This is a genomic window from Phyllobacterium sp. TAF24 (genome assembly GCF_052113785.1).
Taxonomy (GTDB): Bacteria; Pseudomonadota; Alphaproteobacteria; order Rhizobiales; family Rhizobiaceae; genus Phyllobacterium.
This window is the reverse complement of sequence record NZ_JBFRDN010000004.1, coordinates 223,745-241,037: the sequence shown is the minus strand read 5'-3', so window position 1 is coordinate 241,037 and position 17,293 is coordinate 223,745. Positions and strand designations below refer to the sequence as shown.

Sequence of the window (17,293 nt, the reverse complement as noted above, 5' to 3'; positions counted from 1 at the left end):
GGGAGGACATCATGGCTGAACTGCAAATTTCCGGCAACCTTATTGCATCCGAAAATGACAAGCGCGCTGCGGCACAAAAGAGTGACTTTGAAGCGCTGGGTGCGCATCTCGCCCGCCGGAACATCGATATCGAGGCAATCACCGCGAAGGTGGCGGATTTCTTCGTCGCTGTTCCATCATGGGGTGTCGGCACTGGCGGAACGCGCTTTGCCCGGTTTCCGGGTGAGGGCGAACCACGCGGCATTTTTGACAAGCTTGAGGATTGTTCGGTCATTCATCAACTGAGCCGTGCGACGCCGACTGTCTCATTGCACATCCCATGGGACAAGGCCGACCCGAAGCAATTGAAAGCCCATGCGGACGCGCTTGGCCTCGGTTTCGACGCGATGAACTCCAACACCTTTTCCGACGCACCGGATCAAGCGCATTCCTATAAGTATGGCTCATTGAGCCATGTGGATGCGGCGACCCGTAAACAGGCTATCGCGCATAATATCGAGTGTATCGAAATCGGCAATGCGATTGGTTCGAAAGCCTTGACTGTCTGGGTTGGCGATGGATCGAATTTCCCTGGCCAGAGTAATTTTGCCCGGTCGTTTGAACGCTATCTCGATGCCATGGCCGAAATCTATAGGGCACTACCGGATGACTGGCGCATCTTCTCCGAACACAAAATGTTCGAACCGGCCTTCTATTCCACTGTCGTGCAAGACTGGGGTACCAATTATCTGATCGCGCAAACGCTGGGTCCGAAAGCGTTCTGTCTTGTTGATCTTGGCCACCACGCACCCAACACCAATATTGAGATGATCGTTTCGCGGTTGATCCAGTTCAAGAAGCTCGGCGGCTTCCACTTCAACGATTCCAAATATGGTGATGATGATCTCGATGCGGGGTCGATTGATCCCTACCGGCTGTTCCTCGTGTTCAATGAGCTTGTTGATGCGCAAGAGCGCGGCGCCGAGAATTTCCATCCGGCGCATATGATCGATCAGTCGCACAATGTGACTGATCCGATTGAGAGCCTGATTTCCAGTGCCATTGAAATTCGCCGCGCTTATGCACAGGCATTATTGGTGGATCGTGAGGCACTGGGTGGCTATCAGGACAGCAATGATGCGCTGATGGCGTCGGATGCTCTTAAGCGCGCCTACCGGACGGATGTGGAGCCCATTCTGGCAGAAGCACGCCGCCGGGCAGGGGGTGCCATCGACCCAATCGCGGCGTATCGAGCCAGTGGTTACCGGCAGAAGGTCGGGAAAATAAGACCCGTCAGCACAGGCGGCAGCGGCGGCATTATCTGACCGATCTGTCCTTCAACAGCATTTGCAAGGCAGCGCCATCAGCGTTGCCTTTTTCTTTTTTGTTTGACAGCGCCCGATACATTTGGTCTTATTCTACTATAACACACTATATAACATAATAGTGGAATAACAAAGGGGACTGTCATGAAATCACTGAAACTCGCACTCCTATTGGGTTCGGCGCTGGTTGCCTTCAGCCCTGCTGCCTTTGCCCAGACCAAGGGCGGCGTTATCAACGTCGCCACCATTGGCGAGCCGCCGACACTTGATGCCATGGCATCGACAGCCGATCTGGTGGGTATTGTTTCACAGCATATTTTCGAGACGCTCTATACATTTGACGCAAACTGGAACCCGACACCGCTTCTCGCCTCCAGCCTCCCCGAGATTTCGGCCGATGGCAAAATCTACACGATCAAGCTGCGCACAGGCGTCAAGTTCCACGATGGCACCGATATGGATTCCACCGATGTGGTTGCCTCGCTAAAGCGCTGGACGCAGATTGCCTCGCGCGGCAAACAGGTCGCACCCCTCATCACATCCATTGATGCTGTTGATGCCTCGACAGTTCGCATCACGCTCAATGCACCCCATGCCCCGCTGTTGTCGCTGCTGGCATTCAACAATGCCGCCGCGATCATCCTCCCAAGTGAAAAACAACAGAACCCGATGACCGAACCGGTTGGCACGGGACCTTATAAGCTGAAGGAACGCAAGGCAGATCAGTATATTCAGCTTGTTCGCTTCGATGGCTATAAATCTCCTGAAGGGAACGAGAACGGCTATGGCGGCGCCCGCCATCAATATCTCGATGAAATCCGTTTCGTACCGGTGCCTGATGCCAATACCCGCGTTGAAGGGGCAATATCCGGCCAGTTCGATTATGCGGACAGCCTGCCTGTCGAGGCCTATGACCGTGTGAAGGGCCAGAAGGCAACCGAGCCGGTTCTGTTGAAACCGTTTGGCTGGCCGGTCTTCGTGCTGAACACCGCGCAGGGATTGACCAAGAACCAGGATATGCGTCTGGCTATCCGTGCCGCGCTCAACATGGAAGACATGCTGGCCGCCGCCTTTGGTAGCACGGATTTCTATTCGCTCAATGGATCGTTTTATCCGGCATCCTATAGCTGGGCGACGGATGCAGGCGTCAAGGATGGCTATAATATTGGCGATCCTGAAAAGGCCGCAGCGCTTTTGAAAAAGGCCAATTACGACGGCAAGCCCGTGCGCATTCTCACCAGCCGCCAGTATGAATTCCATTACAAGATGGCGCAGGTTGCCGCTGAATATCTGAAGGCAGCAGGGATCAATGTCGAATTGCAGGTAGTCGACTGGGCAACGCTGACGCAGCGCCGTGCTGACCCCGCCCTATGGGATATCTACATCAGCCACAGCCCGTTCCTGCCGGAACCCGCCCTGATCGGGGCTCTCTCGACCAGTGCGCCCGGCAATTGGGATACGCCAGCTCGTAAAGTGGCTGTTGATGCCTTCAATTCCGAAACCGACCCGAAGAAGCGTATCGCACTGTGGGCGGACGTTCAGAAGGTGATTTACGCGGAAGCGCCCATCATCAAGATTGGTGATTTCAATGCGCTTTCGGCCAAGTCACCCAAGGTGGAGGGTTTTACGCCAGCGCCGTGGCCATATTTCTGGAACGTGTCACTCAAACAGTAATCGGAACAACGCGTAGCGCGGACAGATCGTCACTATCCGCTCTACATCGTCTACCCCCTGTCAACAGGATTGAACCGACCTGATGCTCCGTTACATATTCCAACGCTTTATCGGCATGATTGTCGTGATGTTTCTGGTGGTGACCATCGTGTTCATCATCGTTCGCGTCACGCCGGGTGATCCGGCTGCCGTCATGCTCGGGCCGGAAGCAACCGCTGCCGATATCGCGCAATTGCGTACGGCGCTCGGGCTCGACCGGTCCATCCTCGTGCAATATGTTTATTTCATTGGCCAGTTACTGCAGGGTGATCTCGGGCGTTCCATCTTTCTCGACCAGCCGGTGCTGACGGCTTTGGCGCAGCGCGCCGAGCCCACCTTCTTCTTGACGATTTTTTCGATCCTGATCGCCAGCGTCATTGCCATTCCCATTGGGGTCTATGCTGCCTACAGGCGCGGCTCGATTTTTGATCAGGCAGCCACGGCGCTTGCCATGCTCGCCGCCAGTATTCCAAGCTTCTGGCTGGGGCTCATTTTGATGCAGGTCTTTGCGGTGCGGTTCGGCATATTTCCGGTTTCCGGTTACGGTGGACCAGATACAACGCTGGGCGAGCGGCTGTATCACTTGGTGTTACCAGCTTTCGCTCTGGGAATCGTTTCATCGGCGCTGATCATGCGGTTTACCCGAGCTTCCATGCTGGATGTGCTGGGTGATGACTATATCCGCACCGCGCGTGCCAAGGGTGTTGTCGAGCGCAGCGTCGTGCTCAAACATGCATTCAAGAATGCGCTGATCCCGATCATTACCGTCGTTGGATTAACCGCCGCCGTGCTCATTTCCGGCGCTGTGGTCACAGAAACGGTGTTCGGCCTTCCCGGTGTAGGCAATCTGGTGGTGTCGGCGGTGTTGCGCCGCGATTACCCGGTCATTCAGGGTGCGTTGCTTGTCATCGCCGGGCTTTATGTCCTCATCAATTTTGCCATCGACATGCTTTATCTCGTCGTTGATCCAAGGGTGCGCTACTGATGACCGATATCGCCCCATCCGTTCCCGTCAGCGAGCGCAGCAAGTTCTTTCGCGTTCTGATCCGCCGCAAGACCGTGCTTTTTGGCTTGATCGTTCTGGCAATCTTCATTGCACTTGCTGTTCTTGCGCCGCTCATTGCACCTTACGCGCCGAACAAGCTTTCCATCGTCAACCGGTTGAAGCCGCCAAGTGCGCACTGGATTTTCGGTACGGATGAATTTGGGCGCGATGTGTTCTCGCGCACGATCTATTCGGCCCGATTGTCATTGCTGGTTGGTTTTGCCGTGGTGGTTCTGGCGTCGCTCATCGGCGTCACGCTTGGTATTCTTGCCGGGTTCTTCCACAGGCTCGACGCGCCGATCACCCGTCTGATCGATGCGATGATGGCTTTCCCCGATATCCTCCTTGCCATTGCGCTGGTTGCAGCGCTTGGCCCATCGCTCACCACCGTGATCATTGCGCTCAGCATCGTCTATGCACCGCGGCTTGCCCGTGTGGTGCGTGCCTCAACGCTTGTCATTCGCGAGTTGCCCTATGTGGAAGCCGCCCATGCGCTTGGCATATCGACACCGCATATTCTGACGCGCCATATCCTGCGTAATCTGCTCTCGCCTATCCTCGTTCAGGGAACCTTCCTGTTTGCCCATGCCATGCTGGCAGAGGCAGGATTGTCGTTCCTTGGTCTTGGCGTCAGCCCTGAAGTGCCCACCTGGGGCACCATGATTGCCGCCGGCCGTCAGTATGTTGGTCAAGCTGACTGGATGACCCTCTTTCCCGGTATTGCCATCGTCCTCTCCGTTCTCTCGCTGCAAATGGTGGGTGATGGCTTCCGTGACCTCCTCGACCCACGCCTCAGAAAGGATCTCTGATCATGCCCGCCTCCTCTGCAACCGACGGTCGCCTGTTGCTGACCAATGTCAAAGCGGTTGCCTTTGGCCCGAATACCCCTTCCGGCACCATTGACATTCTCATTGGTGCAGACGGAAAAATTACCGAATTTGGCCCTTCGTTAAATGTTGCCGGAGATATCAGGCGTGTTGATATGAAAGGCGCGTGGATTTCGCCCGGCTGGACCGATCTGCATGCCCATGTCTGGCATGGCGGCACTGATATCTCCGTCCGCCCGCAAATCTGCGGTGTGGAACGCGGTGTGACGACAATCGTCGATGCGGGTTCGGCAGGTGAAGCGAATTTCCATGGCCTGCGCGAATACATCATCGAACCGGCGAAGGAACGCATCAAAGCCTTCCTTAATCTTGGTTCAATCGGCCTTGTTGCCTGCAACCGCGTCAGCGAACTCAGCGATATCCGCTCTATCGATCTTGACCGCACCGTTGCCTGCGTCAACGAAAACCGCGATCACATTGTTGGCCTGAAAGTACGTGCCAGCCACGTCATAACAGGGTCGTGGGGTGTCACGCCCGTCAAGGTTGGCAAGAAGGTCGCGAAAATCCTCAAGCTTCCGATGATGGTGCATGTGGGTGAACCACCAGCGCTTTATGACGAAGTGCTGGAGATTTTGGGACCGGGCGACATCATCACCCATTGCTTCAACGGCAAGGTCGGCAGCAGCATTATCGAAGATGATGATCTGTTCGAACTGGCGGAACGTTGTGCAGGTGAAGGCATTCGGCTCGATATTGGTCACGGCGGTGCATCATTCTCGTTCCGCGTGGCAGAAGTCGCGATCAGCCGTGGACTTTTGCCATTCTCCATCTCGACGGACATTCACCTGCACAGCCTGAACTATTCCGTGTGGGATTTGGGAACCACCATGTCGAAGCTTCTGAGTGTCGGCATGCCGTTCGAGAAGGTTGTGGAAGCCGTCACGCTTTCGCCGGCATCGGCCATCGGTCTGCCAACGGACAATCTTCTGGAGGTCGGCAAGCCAGCCGAATTCACGATCTTTGAACTTGTGGATTCAGACCTCAGCGTTATCGATTCACTGGGCTACAAGGCGACGCTTCACAAACTGTTCGAGCCGCGCATGGTTGTTCTGGGAACAGAGACCATCGCGGCCAGCCGCTATCAACCGGTGAACCCTGAACTGGTCAATCACCGTCATACCTATTCATACCGCTAAGGAGCTCGCGTGAACCATTCATCCAGTCCAGCCGTTGAAGCTGGCACATCTCCTTACGACAGGCTGAAAGCGCTGGGTATTGTATTGCCTCCGGCACCGCGTCCGATTGCCAATTTCGTCACCCATATTCAGGAAGGCAATATGCTTTACCTGTCGGGCCAGGGGCCGCGTGAGAATGACGGCTTTATGCATACGGGCAAGGTTGGCGATACCGTCAGCGTCGATGATGCCTATGCGCATGCAAGGCTGACAGGGATCAACCTGCTGGCGGTTCTGCATACGGCTTTGGGTGATCTTGGCCGGGTCAAACAGGTGGTCAAACTGCTCGGCATGGTCAATGCCGTGCCTGATTTTGCGGATCACCCGCTTGTCATCAATGGATGTTCCGATCTGCTGATCGATGTGTTCGGCGATGCCGGACAGCATGCCCGCTCGGCTGTGGGCTTTGGCTCACTTCCGGGCAATATCACTGTGGAGATCGAGGCGATCATCGCCTTGAAAGCATAGGATCAGGAATGACTGCGCCAGCCCATCACGGTTTCGATCCGTTCAGCAGATGCCTTAACCTCGGCCGTATAGCGCACGGGGTTATCGGCAATCTTCTGTTCGGGCAGAACGATGGAAATGGTGGCAACGCAGGTGCCCTTGTCGTCGCAAACCGGCGAGGCAACACAGGCGACGGCGTAGTCCGATTCACCAGCCTGAATGGAGATGCGCGATTGCAGCGCTTCTCCGGCGGCTTTCGACAACGCCGCCGGTTCGATGACGGCACGGCCAGTGGGCGAAGATTTGGCGCAGCGCTTGAAAAGCTCCAGCCGTTCCGCTTCAGGCAGATGGCCGACAAGCAAACGGCCCGAAGCGGTCCAGTTGAGTGGAACGCGGGTGCCGACGCGCGAGGTGACGTGGAAATGACCGGGGCCGTCGGCCATGGCCAGAACCATCATATGATCGCCATCGCGCCCGCATACCTGCACGGTTTCACCGGAAACGCGGCTCAGATTGTGCATTTCGTGATTGGCCACATCGAGAAAATCCAGCGAGCGGGCATAGGCGAGGCCGTAATGGTAAAGCCGCGCGCCGAGCCAGACGGAACCGTCATTGTTGCGCGAGAGAAGGTTTTTTTCGACCAGATCATCAATGATGACGTAAACCGTGGAAAGCGGCGCGCCGATGGCCTTGGCGATCCCGTAAACACCAGCCGGGCTACCGGTTTCATACAGATGATCCAGAACCTGCAAGGCCCGATCAATGCCGCTGACACGCGAACGGCGAGCGGTGGCATCAGGTTTTTCGTTTTTCTCAAAATCGCGGGTGGCATCCATGTCTGATGTCTTTGCGTCCACGTTCAGGCTCCTGGCAGGATCGATTGGTCTTCAAACAGTCTATTACATTATAGTGGCATATATGCCTGACAAATGGAATGCGTTGCAAGCGGCAACATTTCGAGGAGAACAGCATGACCGACTCTCATAACCCTGATGATATCCGTGAAACGTTGGGGTTGCGACCCGTTATCAACGTTTCGGGAACGATGACATCGTTGGGTGCTTCGATTGTGGTGCCGGAGGCTGTAGCGGCCATGACGGCGATCCTGCCGCAATTTGTTGAGGTCAATGATCTGCAGAAAAGATCGAGCCCGGTGATTGCGCGCCTGACGGGCGGCGAGGCAGGCTTTGTTACTGCGTCCTGTTCTGCTGGTATCAGTCTCGCAGTGGCAGCCGCCATGACAGGCAATGATCTTGCCGCCATCGAACGCTTGCCTGATACGACGGGTTTAAAGGACGAAGTCATTATCCAGATGGGCCACGTGGTCAGCTACGGTGCCCCTGTAGATCAGGGTATCCGGCTTGCAGGTGCCAAGGCAATTCTGGTCGGTCAGGCAACGTCCTGTTATCCCTACCATCTTGATGGGGCGATCAATGAGCGCACAGCCGCCGCCGTTTTTGTGGTCTCGCATCATACGGTTCAGTATGGCCTCGTAGCCCTGAAGAAATTTGCGGAAGTCTGCCACGCACGCGGTGTGCCTGTCATCGTTGACGCAGCTTCTGAATATGATCTCAAAATCTTTCTGGAACAGGGTGCGGATATCGCGCTCTATTCCGCGCACAAATTTCTTGGTGGCCCAACAGGCGGAATTGTTGCCGGTGCCAAGGATTTCGTCCGCAATACTTTTCTGCAGAACATGGGCATTGGCCGTGGCATGAAGGTGGGCAAGGAAAGCATTCTTGGAACCATCGCTGCGCTGGAAGCATGGGAAAAACGCGACCATGCGGGTATTCGCGAACGGGAAACCGGCTATCTCAATCTCTGGCAGCAGACGCTTGCGGGCAAGCCCGGCGTGACAACTATTATCGAACCAGATCCAACAAACAATCCGCTCGACCGCATCCGCGTTATCATCGAGCCGCAGGCTGCGCATATCAGTGCGTGGGACTTGGCCGACGCACTGGCGCAGGGTTCGCGCCCGGTAATCGTTCGCGATCATGAGGTCGAGCACGGTTATTTCTACATGGACCCGTGCAATCTGCACCCCGGCGAAGAAACCATTGTGGCAACCCGTCTGGTCGAGGAACTCGGCAAGGCGCGCGCGTCCAACGAGATCATCTCAACGCCTGTTGAAAACCGTTACACGCGCCGCATGGCCGGTCTCATGCGCTGGCCTGATTGATCAGCGCACCGTCATCTGCCAGCGGAAAGGATTAGTATTTATGGAAAATCGTCAGCCTTCATATCCGGATAACAGGGGAAATTCACTGGCCCCTGTATTATCTGTCTCCAATCTGACGACATCCTTCCAGTCCGATGGCAAATGGCGGCCTGTCGTGCGTAATGTCTCGTTTGACGTGGCGCCGGGAGAGACGGTGGCTATTGTTGGCGAATCCGGTTCGGGCAAGAGCGTGACATCTCTGTCGATCATGCGGCTTTTGCAAAAGGACAAGAGCCGCATCGAAGGCAAGATCATGCTTGGTGGCAAGGACATCCTTGTACTTCCTGAAAACCAGATGCGGGCTGTACGTGGCAATGACGTTGCCATGATTTTTCAGGAGCCGATGACCAGCCTCAATCCGCTGTTCACGGTCGGGCAGCAGATCAGCGAAGCCCTGCTTTGTCATTCCTCCATGTCGCGGGCGGACGCAAAAGCTGAGACTATCCGGCTTCTCGAAAAGGTGCGCATCCCCGCAGCGAAATCGCGTTTTGACGAATATCCGCACCGGTTTTCCGGCGGCATGCGCCAGCGCGTGATGATTGCCATGGCACTGGCCAGCAAGCCAAAGCTGTTGATTGCCGACGAGCCGACCACGGCGCTCGATGTGACCATTCAGGGCCAGATTCTTGATCTTATCAAACTGTTGCAGGAAGAGGAGGGAACGTCGGTTCTCTTCATCACCCATGATATGGGCGTGGTCGCTGAAATCGCCGACCGCACTGTCGTCATGTATAATGGCGAGGCGGTAGAAACAGGGAAAACCGAAGATATATTTGCCCGCCCCGAACATCCCTATACACGCTCGCTTCTTTCGGCCGTTCCCATTCTTGGATCGATGAAAGGACTTAAGCGTCCTTTGCGTTTTCCCGTGGTTGATCGTGCAACCGGCACCTCGGACATTCCCGTTGAGGCAGCGGATACCGTCAAGACTGAAGTCAAACCGTTGCTCGAAGTGAAGAACCTCACCACCCGTTTCAATATTCATTCTGGGATGTTCGGGCAGTTGGAAGGCCGCGTTCATGCGGTAGAGAACTTGTCGTTTACCCTGCAACCGGGTGAGACGCTGTCGCTGGTTGGCGAATCCGGATGCGGCAAGTCCACCACCGGGCGTTCCATCATGCGGCTGGTGCAGCCGCAAAGCGGTGAGGTTCTGCTCAACGGAGAAGATGTTCTAACCATGGAACCGAAGCGGCTGCGCGATATGCGTCGCAGCATGCAGATGATCTTTCAGGACCCGTTTGCCAGCCTCAATCCGCGTATCCCGGTTGGTGCTGCGATTGCCGAACCCTACCTTGAGCATAGGCTCGGAACGCGTGCGCAGGCGCGGGATCGTGTCGCCGATCTTCTGGAGCGCGTCGGTCTGCATGCTGACATGGCAAGCCGTTATCCGCACGAGTTTTCCGGTGGCCAGAGACAGCGCGTGTGCATTGCCCGGGCTTTGGCACTTGATCCCAAGCTGATCGTGGCTGATGAATCGGTGTCGGCGCTGGATGTCTCGATCAAGGCGCAGGTGATCAATCTACTGCTCGACCTGCAGGCAAGCCTGAACCTCGCTTATCTCTTTATCTCGCATGATATAGCCGTGGTGGAACGGGTCAGCCATCGTATTGCCGTCATGTATCTTGGTGAGATCGTCGAGATTGGTTCGCGCGAAGCCATCTTTGAGAACCCGCAGCATCCCTATACGAAAAAGCTGATATCTGCTGTGCCTGTACCTGATCCATCCCGGCGGGGTATCAAGCGGCCTGTCTCCAATGACGAGATCAAAAGCCCGGTGCGCACGCCCGATTTTGTTGTGCCTGTCCGGCAATACAATGAGGTCTCGGCTGGGCATCTAGTTCAGGTCCAGTAGGGATCGAGGCAGATACCTGCCCCGACCCGTCATGCACCTATTTGGATTTCTTTGATCCGACCAGTTCGTCCCATTTGCGGAACGCCAGCACCATTTTGTCCGGCTTTAGGGGCAATTCGATGGGGTTGTTGGCGATCAGCCCGGCATATTCTTCCCGGCCAAACTGCTTGATGACATCCTGACTGTGTTGCGGGGCCATCGACAGGGGTACGTTTTTCACGGCGGGACCCGGATAGAGATAACCTTCGTCATATGAATAAGCCTGCGCCTTTGGCGTGAGGAGGAAGGCCATAAGGTCAAGCACAACTGCAGCCTTGTCGTCCGCTATGCCCTTGGGTATGCACATGAAGAAGGCGTCCGAGACCCAATGGAAACCCTTGAGGGTTCCGATCTTGGCAGTTTCAGGCACAATGCCGAGCGCTCGCGGGTTGATGTCCCAACCGGTGGTGCTGATGATGATATCGCGCGATCCTTCGCCGAATTCCTTCATCGTGGCGCCAGTGCCCGCAGGGTAATAATCGATATACTGGCCAAGATCGGCGAGATAAGCCCATGTCTTGTCCCAGCCATTAACGGGATCCTGCGGGTCCTTATCCCCGAGAATATAAGGCAGACCCATCATGAATGTGCGTCCCGGACCGGAATTGGTCGGGCGGGCATACATGAAACGGCCGGGGTTTTCCTTGGCATAAGCCAAAAGTTCTTCCGCGCTGGTCGGTACCTTTTTCACGCGCTCTGGATCATATTCGATCAGGGGACCGGAGGGGTAGTAGTTGACGACCACGCCAAATCCGTCCCCTTGCGCCTTATGCAGGGCGAGCGCTGCCGGTTCGTAGTTTTCCTCGATGCCCGGAAATTTGTCGGCAAAATCCGGCAGGATTTTCAGCCATGTCTCATTGGCAAGCCCTGCGGCCAAGCCATCGCTGCCCGTGAGCACGATATCAATATCGACGCGACCCGCGCTCTGCTGCGCCTTGAGTTTTCCCGCAAGTTCCGTAACCGGCGCCTTGGTGAAGATAATCCGTGATGCCCGCTCCGGATAGGTCTTGGCGTATTCTTCGAAGGCTGGCTGCATCAGCGCGAGCGCACCGCCCACATCCATCACCGTAATCACAACGGGCGCTGCGGGCAGGGTGGGCGACTTTGCCCATGCCGGTATTGCGCCTGCCATTGCGGATGCGGTCATGCCGCCGAGCAATATCCGGCGGTTTATTCGAAACTGATCATTTCCCATTTGCATTCCCCTTTATTGTTCTTGGATATTTCAGTTGTAATGCTTGACCTCCGCGCCAATACGGACACTGCGAACGGTCATTGTCTCAGACCATTCAATTTCCGTATGCGGGAGGGTGATGTTGCGGGCGTGCAAGACTGGCTCCAGCGCATCCAGCAATCGCCTTGAAGCCATTTCGACCGCCTGTTCGAAGCTTGCTATGCCCCAATGCACGAGATTACGGACTGCATCATCGAGACGGAGAGACGACCCGGCGAGACCCACCGTGCCGGGCAAACGGACAGTGCCATCCTCGGTGCGCTCTATGCGCATGCCCGCGAAATCATAGATACCGGCGGGGACAGCGGCGGCGGCAACGGCGTCAGTCACCAAAGCACAGCGTTCAAAGCCTTTGGCGCGCATCAGCGATTTCAGCGCTTTGGGCGGAAGATGAATGCCATCGGCGATGAAAGTGGCCAGAAGCCGGTCTTCGCCAAGTTGTGCAAAAAGAGGATTGTTAAGCTTTGCCATTGTCTGTGGCAGACCGTTGCCCAGATGGGTGGACATGGTTGCACCCACTGTTGCCGCCGCCTCAACCATGGCGAAATCAGCCGACGAATGGCCAATCGCAATCAGAATATTTTGCGCCGTCATAGCCCTGATAAAGTCGAGGCCGCCGGATATTTCAGGTGCGACGGTGACGAGAAGGATTGGCCTTTCGATCTTGCTTTGAAGGTGAGCAACCAGCGCCGGGTCCGCTGCTGTCATGGCGCCAGCCGGATGACACCCGGAAAAACCCTGCGCCGGATTAAGGAACGGACCTTCAAGGTGATATCCCGGACACATTGAAGGTCCGAGATGGCTTGAATTCACACACTGATCCAGCGCGGAAAACCGGGCTTCCAGTTCATCGGGATAGGCGGTGATAATCGTTGGCAGGCATGTGGTTACACCCGTTGCCCGCATTGCCTCCAATGCATGGTCGAGTGCTTCAGGTGTGAGGCCCGTGGAGTTGAAATCCACGCCGGCGAAACCATTCACCTGAATATCGACAAGGCCGCCTGTGATCATGCCAGTCTCGACGCTGAATCTGGATCAAGCAACAGGATTGTTTGCGAATGGCTCTGGACGATTGAAGCCGGGAAACGTGGATCAACCTGGCCTTCAAGCGCATCCTTCACGGCCTGTGATTTGCGCTCATCAGGTACAGAAAGGATGATCAAGCGGCTTTTAAGAATTTGCCTGATGCTCATGGAGATTGCCTGCTGCGGCACTGCTTCCAGAGACGGAAACCAGCCTTCACCCATTTGCTGCTTGCGGCAGGCTTCATCCAGCGTCACGACGATATAGGGCTCATCCGTATCGAAATCCGCAGGCGGATCGTTGAATGCCAAGTGGCAGTTCTCGCCGATACCGGCAAAGCACACATCGATATCGTGCTCGGCAATCATTTTGCTCAACCGCTGCGCCTCTGCCTGTGGGTCAATCTCGGCATTCACCGGATAAAACATAACCTTGCCGCCCAGGGGTGCAATAAATCGCTCCTGCAGATATTTGCGAAAACTCGCAGGATGGGTGATGTCCATGCCGACATATTCATCGAGATGGAATGCCGTGACTTTTGACCAGTCAATATCCTCAGCCGCCACAAGGTTTTGCAGGAGTTCGAACTGGCTGGCACCTGTGGCGACAATGATTGAAGCTTTACCCTTTTGCGCAATCGCCTGACGGATGGCAGCTGCACCCAGCTCAGCCCCCGTCGCGCCAAGTTTCTGCTTGTCCGATAAAATGCGCGTATCAACCATGGGCTTTACCAACCTTCTTGCATATGCTTTTCAGCGTGTTGGCCATTGTAAGCATAGCTATCCCTGGCATCGCAAGCTATTTTAGAATAATATTATTCAAAAATAAGATCGAGGCTGTTTCCGCATGATTTTAACGATAGACGAAACGCACTATGACGACGCCCACCAGCGCGATTGTGCACGCGTCATTGCTTTGATTTCGGACGGCAACCAGCACTCCCGCCCCGGCATTGCCGAAACGCTCGACATGACTTCGACCACCACATCGAAAGTGGTGGGTGATCTGATTGCGCGCGGCTTGCTTCTGGAGACAGCGGGCGAGAAAAGCGGGCGGGGAAGACCTGCCGTGCAGATCGGTCTCAACGTCAAACGTTTTGGGGCAACGGTCATTCACGTATCCAGCCGATCATTGCGTGGCACGCTTGTTGATTTTGGCGGGCAGACGCTGGCACGCGAAAGTCTCGATATTCCATCCGATGTGGACCGTGACCGGATGACGGCTGCAATGCAGGAACTGGTCCAATTATTGGCCAGCAAGTGCCCATTGGGGATGCAGCACATCGGTACATCCGTGTCCGTATCCGGCGTTGTCGATGTGAAAACCAAGACTTGGCTGCTGACGTCGCGCTGGCCGGACCTCAGAGATTTTGACATTGCAGCGGCGCTCGCGCCTGTGACACCTGTGGTTCTCGTCTGTCGTCACCTCGATGCGGAACTTAATGCGCGCGTATTGCAGGACCCTGTTTATGGCACAGACAATACTTTGCTGCTGCATTGGGGCTGGGGCATTGGTCTGGCCTATAGCGTCAATGGTGATCCGTTCATCCGTGCTGGCGGCCCATTCGGAGAAATTGGCCACTGGCGTTTTAATCTGCTGGATGACCGGCCTTGCGGTTGCGGCAATCATGGATGTCTGGAAACCGCGGCGGCCCTGTGGGCCCTTTTGCCCCAGATGCGCGCAATCTGGCCTGATCTTGCAGAAGATGAAGAGACATTATCAGGGCAATTGTCGGAACGCTCGTTGCTCGACATGCCTGATATACGAACAGCGCTGCAACTGATGGCGCGGTCATTGGCCAATGTCTGCCGCCTGCTCTTCCCGAAACGGGTCATCGTGACAGGTCCGTTCATTGCCAATGCGGATGTTTGGCAAGCATTCGAGAGTGCCTTTCGGGCGGAAGGGCTGATCGGAACTCTCGAACTGCCTATGTTGGTGGCAGACAAATCGAGTGAGGATTTTGCTATTCTTGGTGCGGTTCGACCGCTGTTCAATCTGGGGCTTGAGACATTCATCCGATCGTGAGATGACACTGCCTGCGAATATCCGAATACGCACAACCGCCACGGCCCGTTGCCGGAAGAACCAAGCAGGACACCATACGGATCATGACACAGCAATTCATTGATCACCTTACGAGCGAGCTGAAAGGCTTGAAGGAATCAGGCCTTTACAAGTCCGAGCGCGTCATCACCTCCAAGCAGGCCGGACAAATCCAGGTTTCCAGTGGTGCGAAGGTTCTGAATTTCTGTGCCAACAACTATCTTGGCCTTGCCAACAATGAAGAGCTGGCAGAGGCCGGAAAGGCAGCGCTTGACCGTTACGGTTATGGCATGGCTTCGGTTCGTTTCATCTGCGGCACGCAGGAAGAGCACAAGCAGCTCGAAGCGCGCATCTCCAGCTTTCTCGGTCTTGAAGATACGATCCTTTATTCCAGCTGTTTCGATGCCAATGGCGGTCTGTTTGAAACGCTGCTTGGCGAAGAAGATGCGATCATTTCCGATGCGCTCAACCATGCCTCCATTATCGATGGCGTGCGCCTGTCAAAGGCAAAGCGTTTCCGCTACGCCAATAATGATATGGCGGCGCTTGAAGAAGAATTGAAGAAAGCCGAAGGCAGCCGGTTCAAGTTGATTGCCACGGATGGCGTCTTCTCCATGGATGGCATTATCGCCAATCTTCAGGGCGTTTGCGATCTCGCAGAAAAATACGGCGCGATGGTCATGGTCGATGACAGCCATGCGGTTGGCTTCGTCGGTAAGAATGGCCGTGGTTCGGCTGAATATTGTGGCGTGGAAGGCCGGGTCGATATCATCACGGGCACGCTGGGCAAAGCTCTGGGTGGTGCTTCGGGTGGTTATACGTCAGGTAAGGCAGAGGTGGTGGATTGGCTGCGTCAGCGCTCGCGGCCCTATCTCTTCTCCAATACGCTTGCACCGGTTATTGCCGCTGCATCGCTGAAAGTATTTGATCTGATCGATCAGGGTGCCGAATTGCGCGCGCGTCTCAGCGCCAATGCCGCACATTTCCGCAAGGATATGACCAAGCTTGGCTTTACGCTTGCCGGTGCTGATCATCCGATCATTCCCGTGATGCTCGGCGATGCATCACTGGCACAGGAAATGGCATCGCGCATGCTTGATAAAGGCGTCTATGTCGTCGGCTTTGCCTTCCCGGTCGTGCCGAAAGGTCAGGCGCGTATTCGCACGCAAATGTCTGCTGCCCACACAACCGAAGATGTCGCCCGCGCTATAGACGTCTTTGCGGAAGTCGGGCGTGATCTCGGCATCATCAAATAGGAAAAAAACCATGTCGAATATGATGAAGGCACTGGTAAAGGCAAAAGCCGAACCCGGCATCTGGATGGAACACGTTCCTGTGCCGGAGCCGGGTCCCAATGATGTGCTGATCCGCGTGAAGAAATCCGCGATCTGCGGTACGGACGTTCATATCTATAATTGGGATCAGTGGGCGCAGGCGACGATACCCGTGCCCATGGTAGTCGGGCATGAATTTTGCGGTGAGATTGCCGATATTGGCTCGGCTGTCACGAAATACAAGGTTGGACAGCGGGTTTCCGGTGAAGGCCATATCGTTTGTGGTACGTGCCGCAATTGCCGGGCGGGCAGGGGGCATCTTTGCCGCAACACGCTTGGTGTTGGTGTGCACCGGCCGGGTTCATTTGGCGAATATGTCTGTATTCCCGAATATAATGTCGTGCCAATCCCCGATGATATTTCTGACGAGATCGCCGCAATTTTCGATCCGTTCGGCAATGCCGTTCATACAGCGCTGAGTTTTGATCTGGTTGGCGAAGATGTTCTTGTCACCGGTGCTGGACCGATCGGCATCATGGGCGCACTGGTTGCAAAGCGCTCCGGAGCGCGCAAGGTTGTCATAACCGATATCAATCCGGTTCGCCTTGCACTCGCCAAGAAGCTTGGTATCGACTACGTGGTTGATGCTTCGTCGCAGAACCTTACGGATGTGATGCGCCAGATCGGCATGACGGAAGGTTTCGATGTGGGACTTGAAATGTCCGGTGCTGCCCCGGCGTTCCGCGATATGATCGACAAGATGAACAATGGTGGCAAGATTGCCATCCTTGGTATCGCACCAACAGGCTTTGAGATCGACTGGAACAAGGTCATCTTCAAGATGCTCAATCTGAAGGGTATCTACGGACGTGAGATGTTCGAAACCTGGTACAAGATGATTGCTTTTGTGCAAGGCGGGCTCGATCTCAGCGAGATCATTACCCACCGCCTGCCGATTGATGATTTTCAGACCGGGTTCGATGCCATGCGTTCGGGAAATTCAGGCAAGGTTGTCCTGAGCTGGCACTGAAATAAG

At 55.5% G+C, this 17,293-nt stretch carries 15 protein-coding genes; 11 read left to right on the top strand and 4 right to left on the bottom strand.

Annotation, left to right across the window (positions count from 1 at the left end; all coding sequences use genetic code 11):
* Window positions 1-11: 11 nt before the first annotated feature.
* The 6 genes from rhaI to AB4Y96_RS05875 all read left to right on the top strand — a co-directional run bounded on the left by rhaI (window position 12) and on the right by AB4Y96_RS05875 (window position 6,592).
* A complete protein-coding gene (rhaI, locus tag AB4Y96_RS05900) occupies window positions 12-1,304 on the top strand; it encodes an L-rhamnose catabolism isomerase (protein WP_441916237.1) in 1,293 nt (430 codons plus the stop codon).
* Between the two features lie 144 nt (window positions 1,305-1,448).
* Window positions 1,449-2,978 (top strand): ABC transporter substrate-binding protein, encoded by a 1,530-nt coding sequence (locus AB4Y96_RS05895; RefSeq protein WP_441916236.1) that lies wholly within the window; start codon window positions 1,449-1,451, stop codon window positions 2,976-2,978.
* 82 nt (window positions 2,979-3,060) lie between these two features.
* Window positions 3,061-4,002 carry an ABC transporter permease gene (locus tag AB4Y96_RS05890; protein WP_441916235.1) on the top strand — a complete coding sequence of 314 codons (942 nt, stop codon included), beginning with the start codon at window positions 3,061-3,063 and terminating at the stop codon, window positions 4,000-4,002.
* Window positions 4,002-4,871: an ABC transporter permease gene (locus AB4Y96_RS05885; protein WP_441916234.1), complete on the top strand. Its 870-nt coding sequence runs from the start codon at window positions 4,002-4,004 to the stop codon at window positions 4,869-4,871. Before AB4Y96_RS05890 ends, AB4Y96_RS05885 begins: the two co-directional genes overlap by 1 nt.
* A gap of 2 nt (window positions 4,872-4,873) precedes the next feature.
* The gene (locus AB4Y96_RS05880) at window positions 4,874-6,085 is read left to right on the top strand and encodes an amidohydrolase/deacetylase family metallohydrolase (protein WP_441916233.1); all 1,212 of its coding nucleotides are present in this window, start codon (window positions 4,874-4,876) and stop codon (window positions 6,083-6,085) included.
* Window positions 6,086-6,094: 9 nt separating this feature from the next.
* Entirely contained in the window at window positions 6,095-6,592 is a 498-nt protein-coding gene (locus AB4Y96_RS05875) for a RidA family protein (RefSeq protein WP_441916232.1), read from the top strand.
* A gap of 2 nt (window positions 6,593-6,594) precedes the next feature.
* On the opposite strand, the gene AB4Y96_RS05870 is transcribed toward AB4Y96_RS05875, so the two are convergent.
* Window positions 6,595-7,407, bottom strand: coding sequence for an IclR family transcriptional regulator (locus AB4Y96_RS05870; RefSeq protein WP_441916259.1), 813 nt, complete (start codon window positions 7,405-7,407; stop codon window positions 6,595-6,597).
* A 134-nt stretch (window positions 7,408-7,541) separates the two neighbouring features.
* Here AB4Y96_RS05870 and AB4Y96_RS05865 point away from each other — a divergent pair, with 134 nt between their 5' ends.
* Together AB4Y96_RS05865 and AB4Y96_RS05860 are read left to right on the top strand one after the other, a co-directional pair.
* A complete protein-coding gene (locus tag AB4Y96_RS05865) occupies window positions 7,542-8,753 on the top strand; it encodes an aminotransferase class V-fold PLP-dependent enzyme (RefSeq protein WP_441916231.1) in 1,212 nt (403 codons plus the stop codon).
* A gap of 40 nt (window positions 8,754-8,793) precedes the next feature.
* Complete coding sequence (locus AB4Y96_RS05860) at window positions 8,794-10,644, top strand: ABC transporter ATP-binding protein (RefSeq protein WP_441916230.1); 1,851 nt, start codon at window positions 8,794-8,796, stop codon at window positions 10,642-10,644.
* A 37-nt stretch (window positions 10,645-10,681) separates the two neighbouring features.
* Here AB4Y96_RS05860 and AB4Y96_RS05855 read toward each other — a convergent pair whose 3' ends face one another.
* Genes AB4Y96_RS05855 through AB4Y96_RS05845 form a run of 3 tightly spaced genes read right to left on the bottom strand, consistent with a single transcriptional unit; the run spans window position 10,682 to window position 13,662 of the window.
* On the bottom strand, window positions 10,682-11,878 hold the full coding sequence (locus AB4Y96_RS05855; protein ID WP_441916229.1) for an extracellular solute-binding protein: 1,197 nt from the start codon (window positions 11,876-11,878) through the stop codon (window positions 10,682-10,684).
* Window positions 11,879-11,908: 30 nt separating this feature from the next.
* Window positions 11,909-12,928, bottom strand: coding sequence for an N-acetylglucosamine-6-phosphate deacetylase (locus AB4Y96_RS05850; protein ID WP_441916228.1), 1,020 nt, complete (start codon window positions 12,926-12,928; stop codon window positions 11,909-11,911).
* A complete protein-coding gene (locus AB4Y96_RS05845; RefSeq protein ID WP_441916227.1) occupies window positions 12,925-13,662 on the bottom strand; it encodes a glucosamine-6-phosphate deaminase in 738 nt (245 codons plus the stop codon). The genes AB4Y96_RS05850 and AB4Y96_RS05845 overlap by 4 nt, the downstream gene beginning before the upstream one ends.
* Before the next feature lie 124 nt (window positions 13,663-13,786).
* Between AB4Y96_RS05845 and AB4Y96_RS05840 the strand changes: the two genes are divergently transcribed.
* The 3 genes from AB4Y96_RS05840 (at window position 13,787) to tdh (ending at window position 17,287) form a co-directional block, all read left to right on the top strand.
* Window positions 13,787-14,965: an ROK family transcriptional regulator gene (locus AB4Y96_RS05840; RefSeq protein WP_441916226.1), complete on the top strand. Its 1,179-nt coding sequence runs from the start codon at window positions 13,787-13,789 to the stop codon at window positions 14,963-14,965.
* An 83-nt stretch (window positions 14,966-15,048) separates the two neighbouring features.
* Window positions 15,049-16,239 (top strand): glycine C-acetyltransferase, encoded by a 1,191-nt coding sequence (locus AB4Y96_RS05835; RefSeq protein WP_441916225.1) that lies wholly within the window; start codon window positions 15,049-15,051, stop codon window positions 16,237-16,239.
* A 10-nt stretch (window positions 16,240-16,249) separates the two neighbouring features.
* Window positions 16,250-17,287 carry an L-threonine 3-dehydrogenase gene (tdh, locus tag AB4Y96_RS05830; protein ID WP_091882848.1) on the top strand — a complete coding sequence of 346 codons (1,038 nt, stop codon included), beginning with the start codon at window positions 16,250-16,252 and terminating at the stop codon, window positions 17,285-17,287.
* Window positions 17,288-17,293 lie beyond the last annotated feature (6 nt).

What these genes read in the sequence shown, in the direction of transcription:
- tdh (WP_091882848.1), top strand. Translation starts at nt 16,250, where the DNA reads ATGTCGAATATGATGAAGGCACTGGTAAAGGCAAAAGCCGAACCCGGC.
- AB4Y96_RS05840 (WP_441916226.1), top strand. Translation starts at nt 13,787, where the DNA reads ATGATTTTAACGATAGACGAAACGCACTATGACGACGCCCACCAGCGC.
- AB4Y96_RS05885 (WP_441916234.1), top strand. Translation starts at nt 4,002, where the DNA reads ATGACCGATATCGCCCCATCCGTTCCCGTCAGCGAGCGCAGCAAGTTC.
- AB4Y96_RS05835 (WP_441916225.1), top strand. Translation starts at nt 15,049, where the DNA reads ATGACACAGCAATTCATTGATCACCTTACGAGCGAGCTGAAAGGCTTG.
- AB4Y96_RS05845 (WP_441916227.1), bottom strand. Translation starts at nt 13,662, where the DNA reads ATGGTTGATACGCGCATTTTATCGGACAAGCAGAAACTTGGCGCGACG.
- AB4Y96_RS05855 (WP_441916229.1), bottom strand. Translation starts at nt 11,878, where the DNA reads ATGGGAAATGATCAGTTTCGAATAAACCGCCGGATATTGCTCGGCGGC.
- AB4Y96_RS05890 (WP_441916235.1), top strand. Translation starts at nt 3,061, where the DNA reads ATGCTCCGTTACATATTCCAACGCTTTATCGGCATGATTGTCGTGATG.
- AB4Y96_RS05880 (WP_441916233.1), top strand. Translation starts at nt 4,874, where the DNA reads ATGCCCGCCTCCTCTGCAACCGACGGTCGCCTGTTGCTGACCAATGTC.
- AB4Y96_RS05870 (WP_441916259.1), bottom strand. Translation starts at nt 7,407, where the DNA reads ATGGATGCCACCCGCGATTTTGAGAAAAACGAAAAACCTGATGCCACC.
- rhaI (WP_441916237.1), top strand. Translation starts at nt 12, where the DNA reads ATGGCTGAACTGCAAATTTCCGGCAACCTTATTGCATCCGAAAATGAC.
- AB4Y96_RS05895 (WP_441916236.1), top strand. Translation starts at nt 1,449, where the DNA reads ATGAAATCACTGAAACTCGCACTCCTATTGGGTTCGGCGCTGGTTGCC.
- AB4Y96_RS05850 (WP_441916228.1), bottom strand. Translation starts at nt 12,928, where the DNA reads ATGATCACAGGCGGCCTTGTCGATATTCAGGTGAATGGTTTCGCCGGC.
- AB4Y96_RS05860 (WP_441916230.1), top strand. Translation starts at nt 8,794, where the DNA reads ATGGAAAATCGTCAGCCTTCATATCCGGATAACAGGGGAAATTCACTG.
- AB4Y96_RS05865 (WP_441916231.1), top strand. Translation starts at nt 7,542, where the DNA reads ATGACCGACTCTCATAACCCTGATGATATCCGTGAAACGTTGGGGTTG.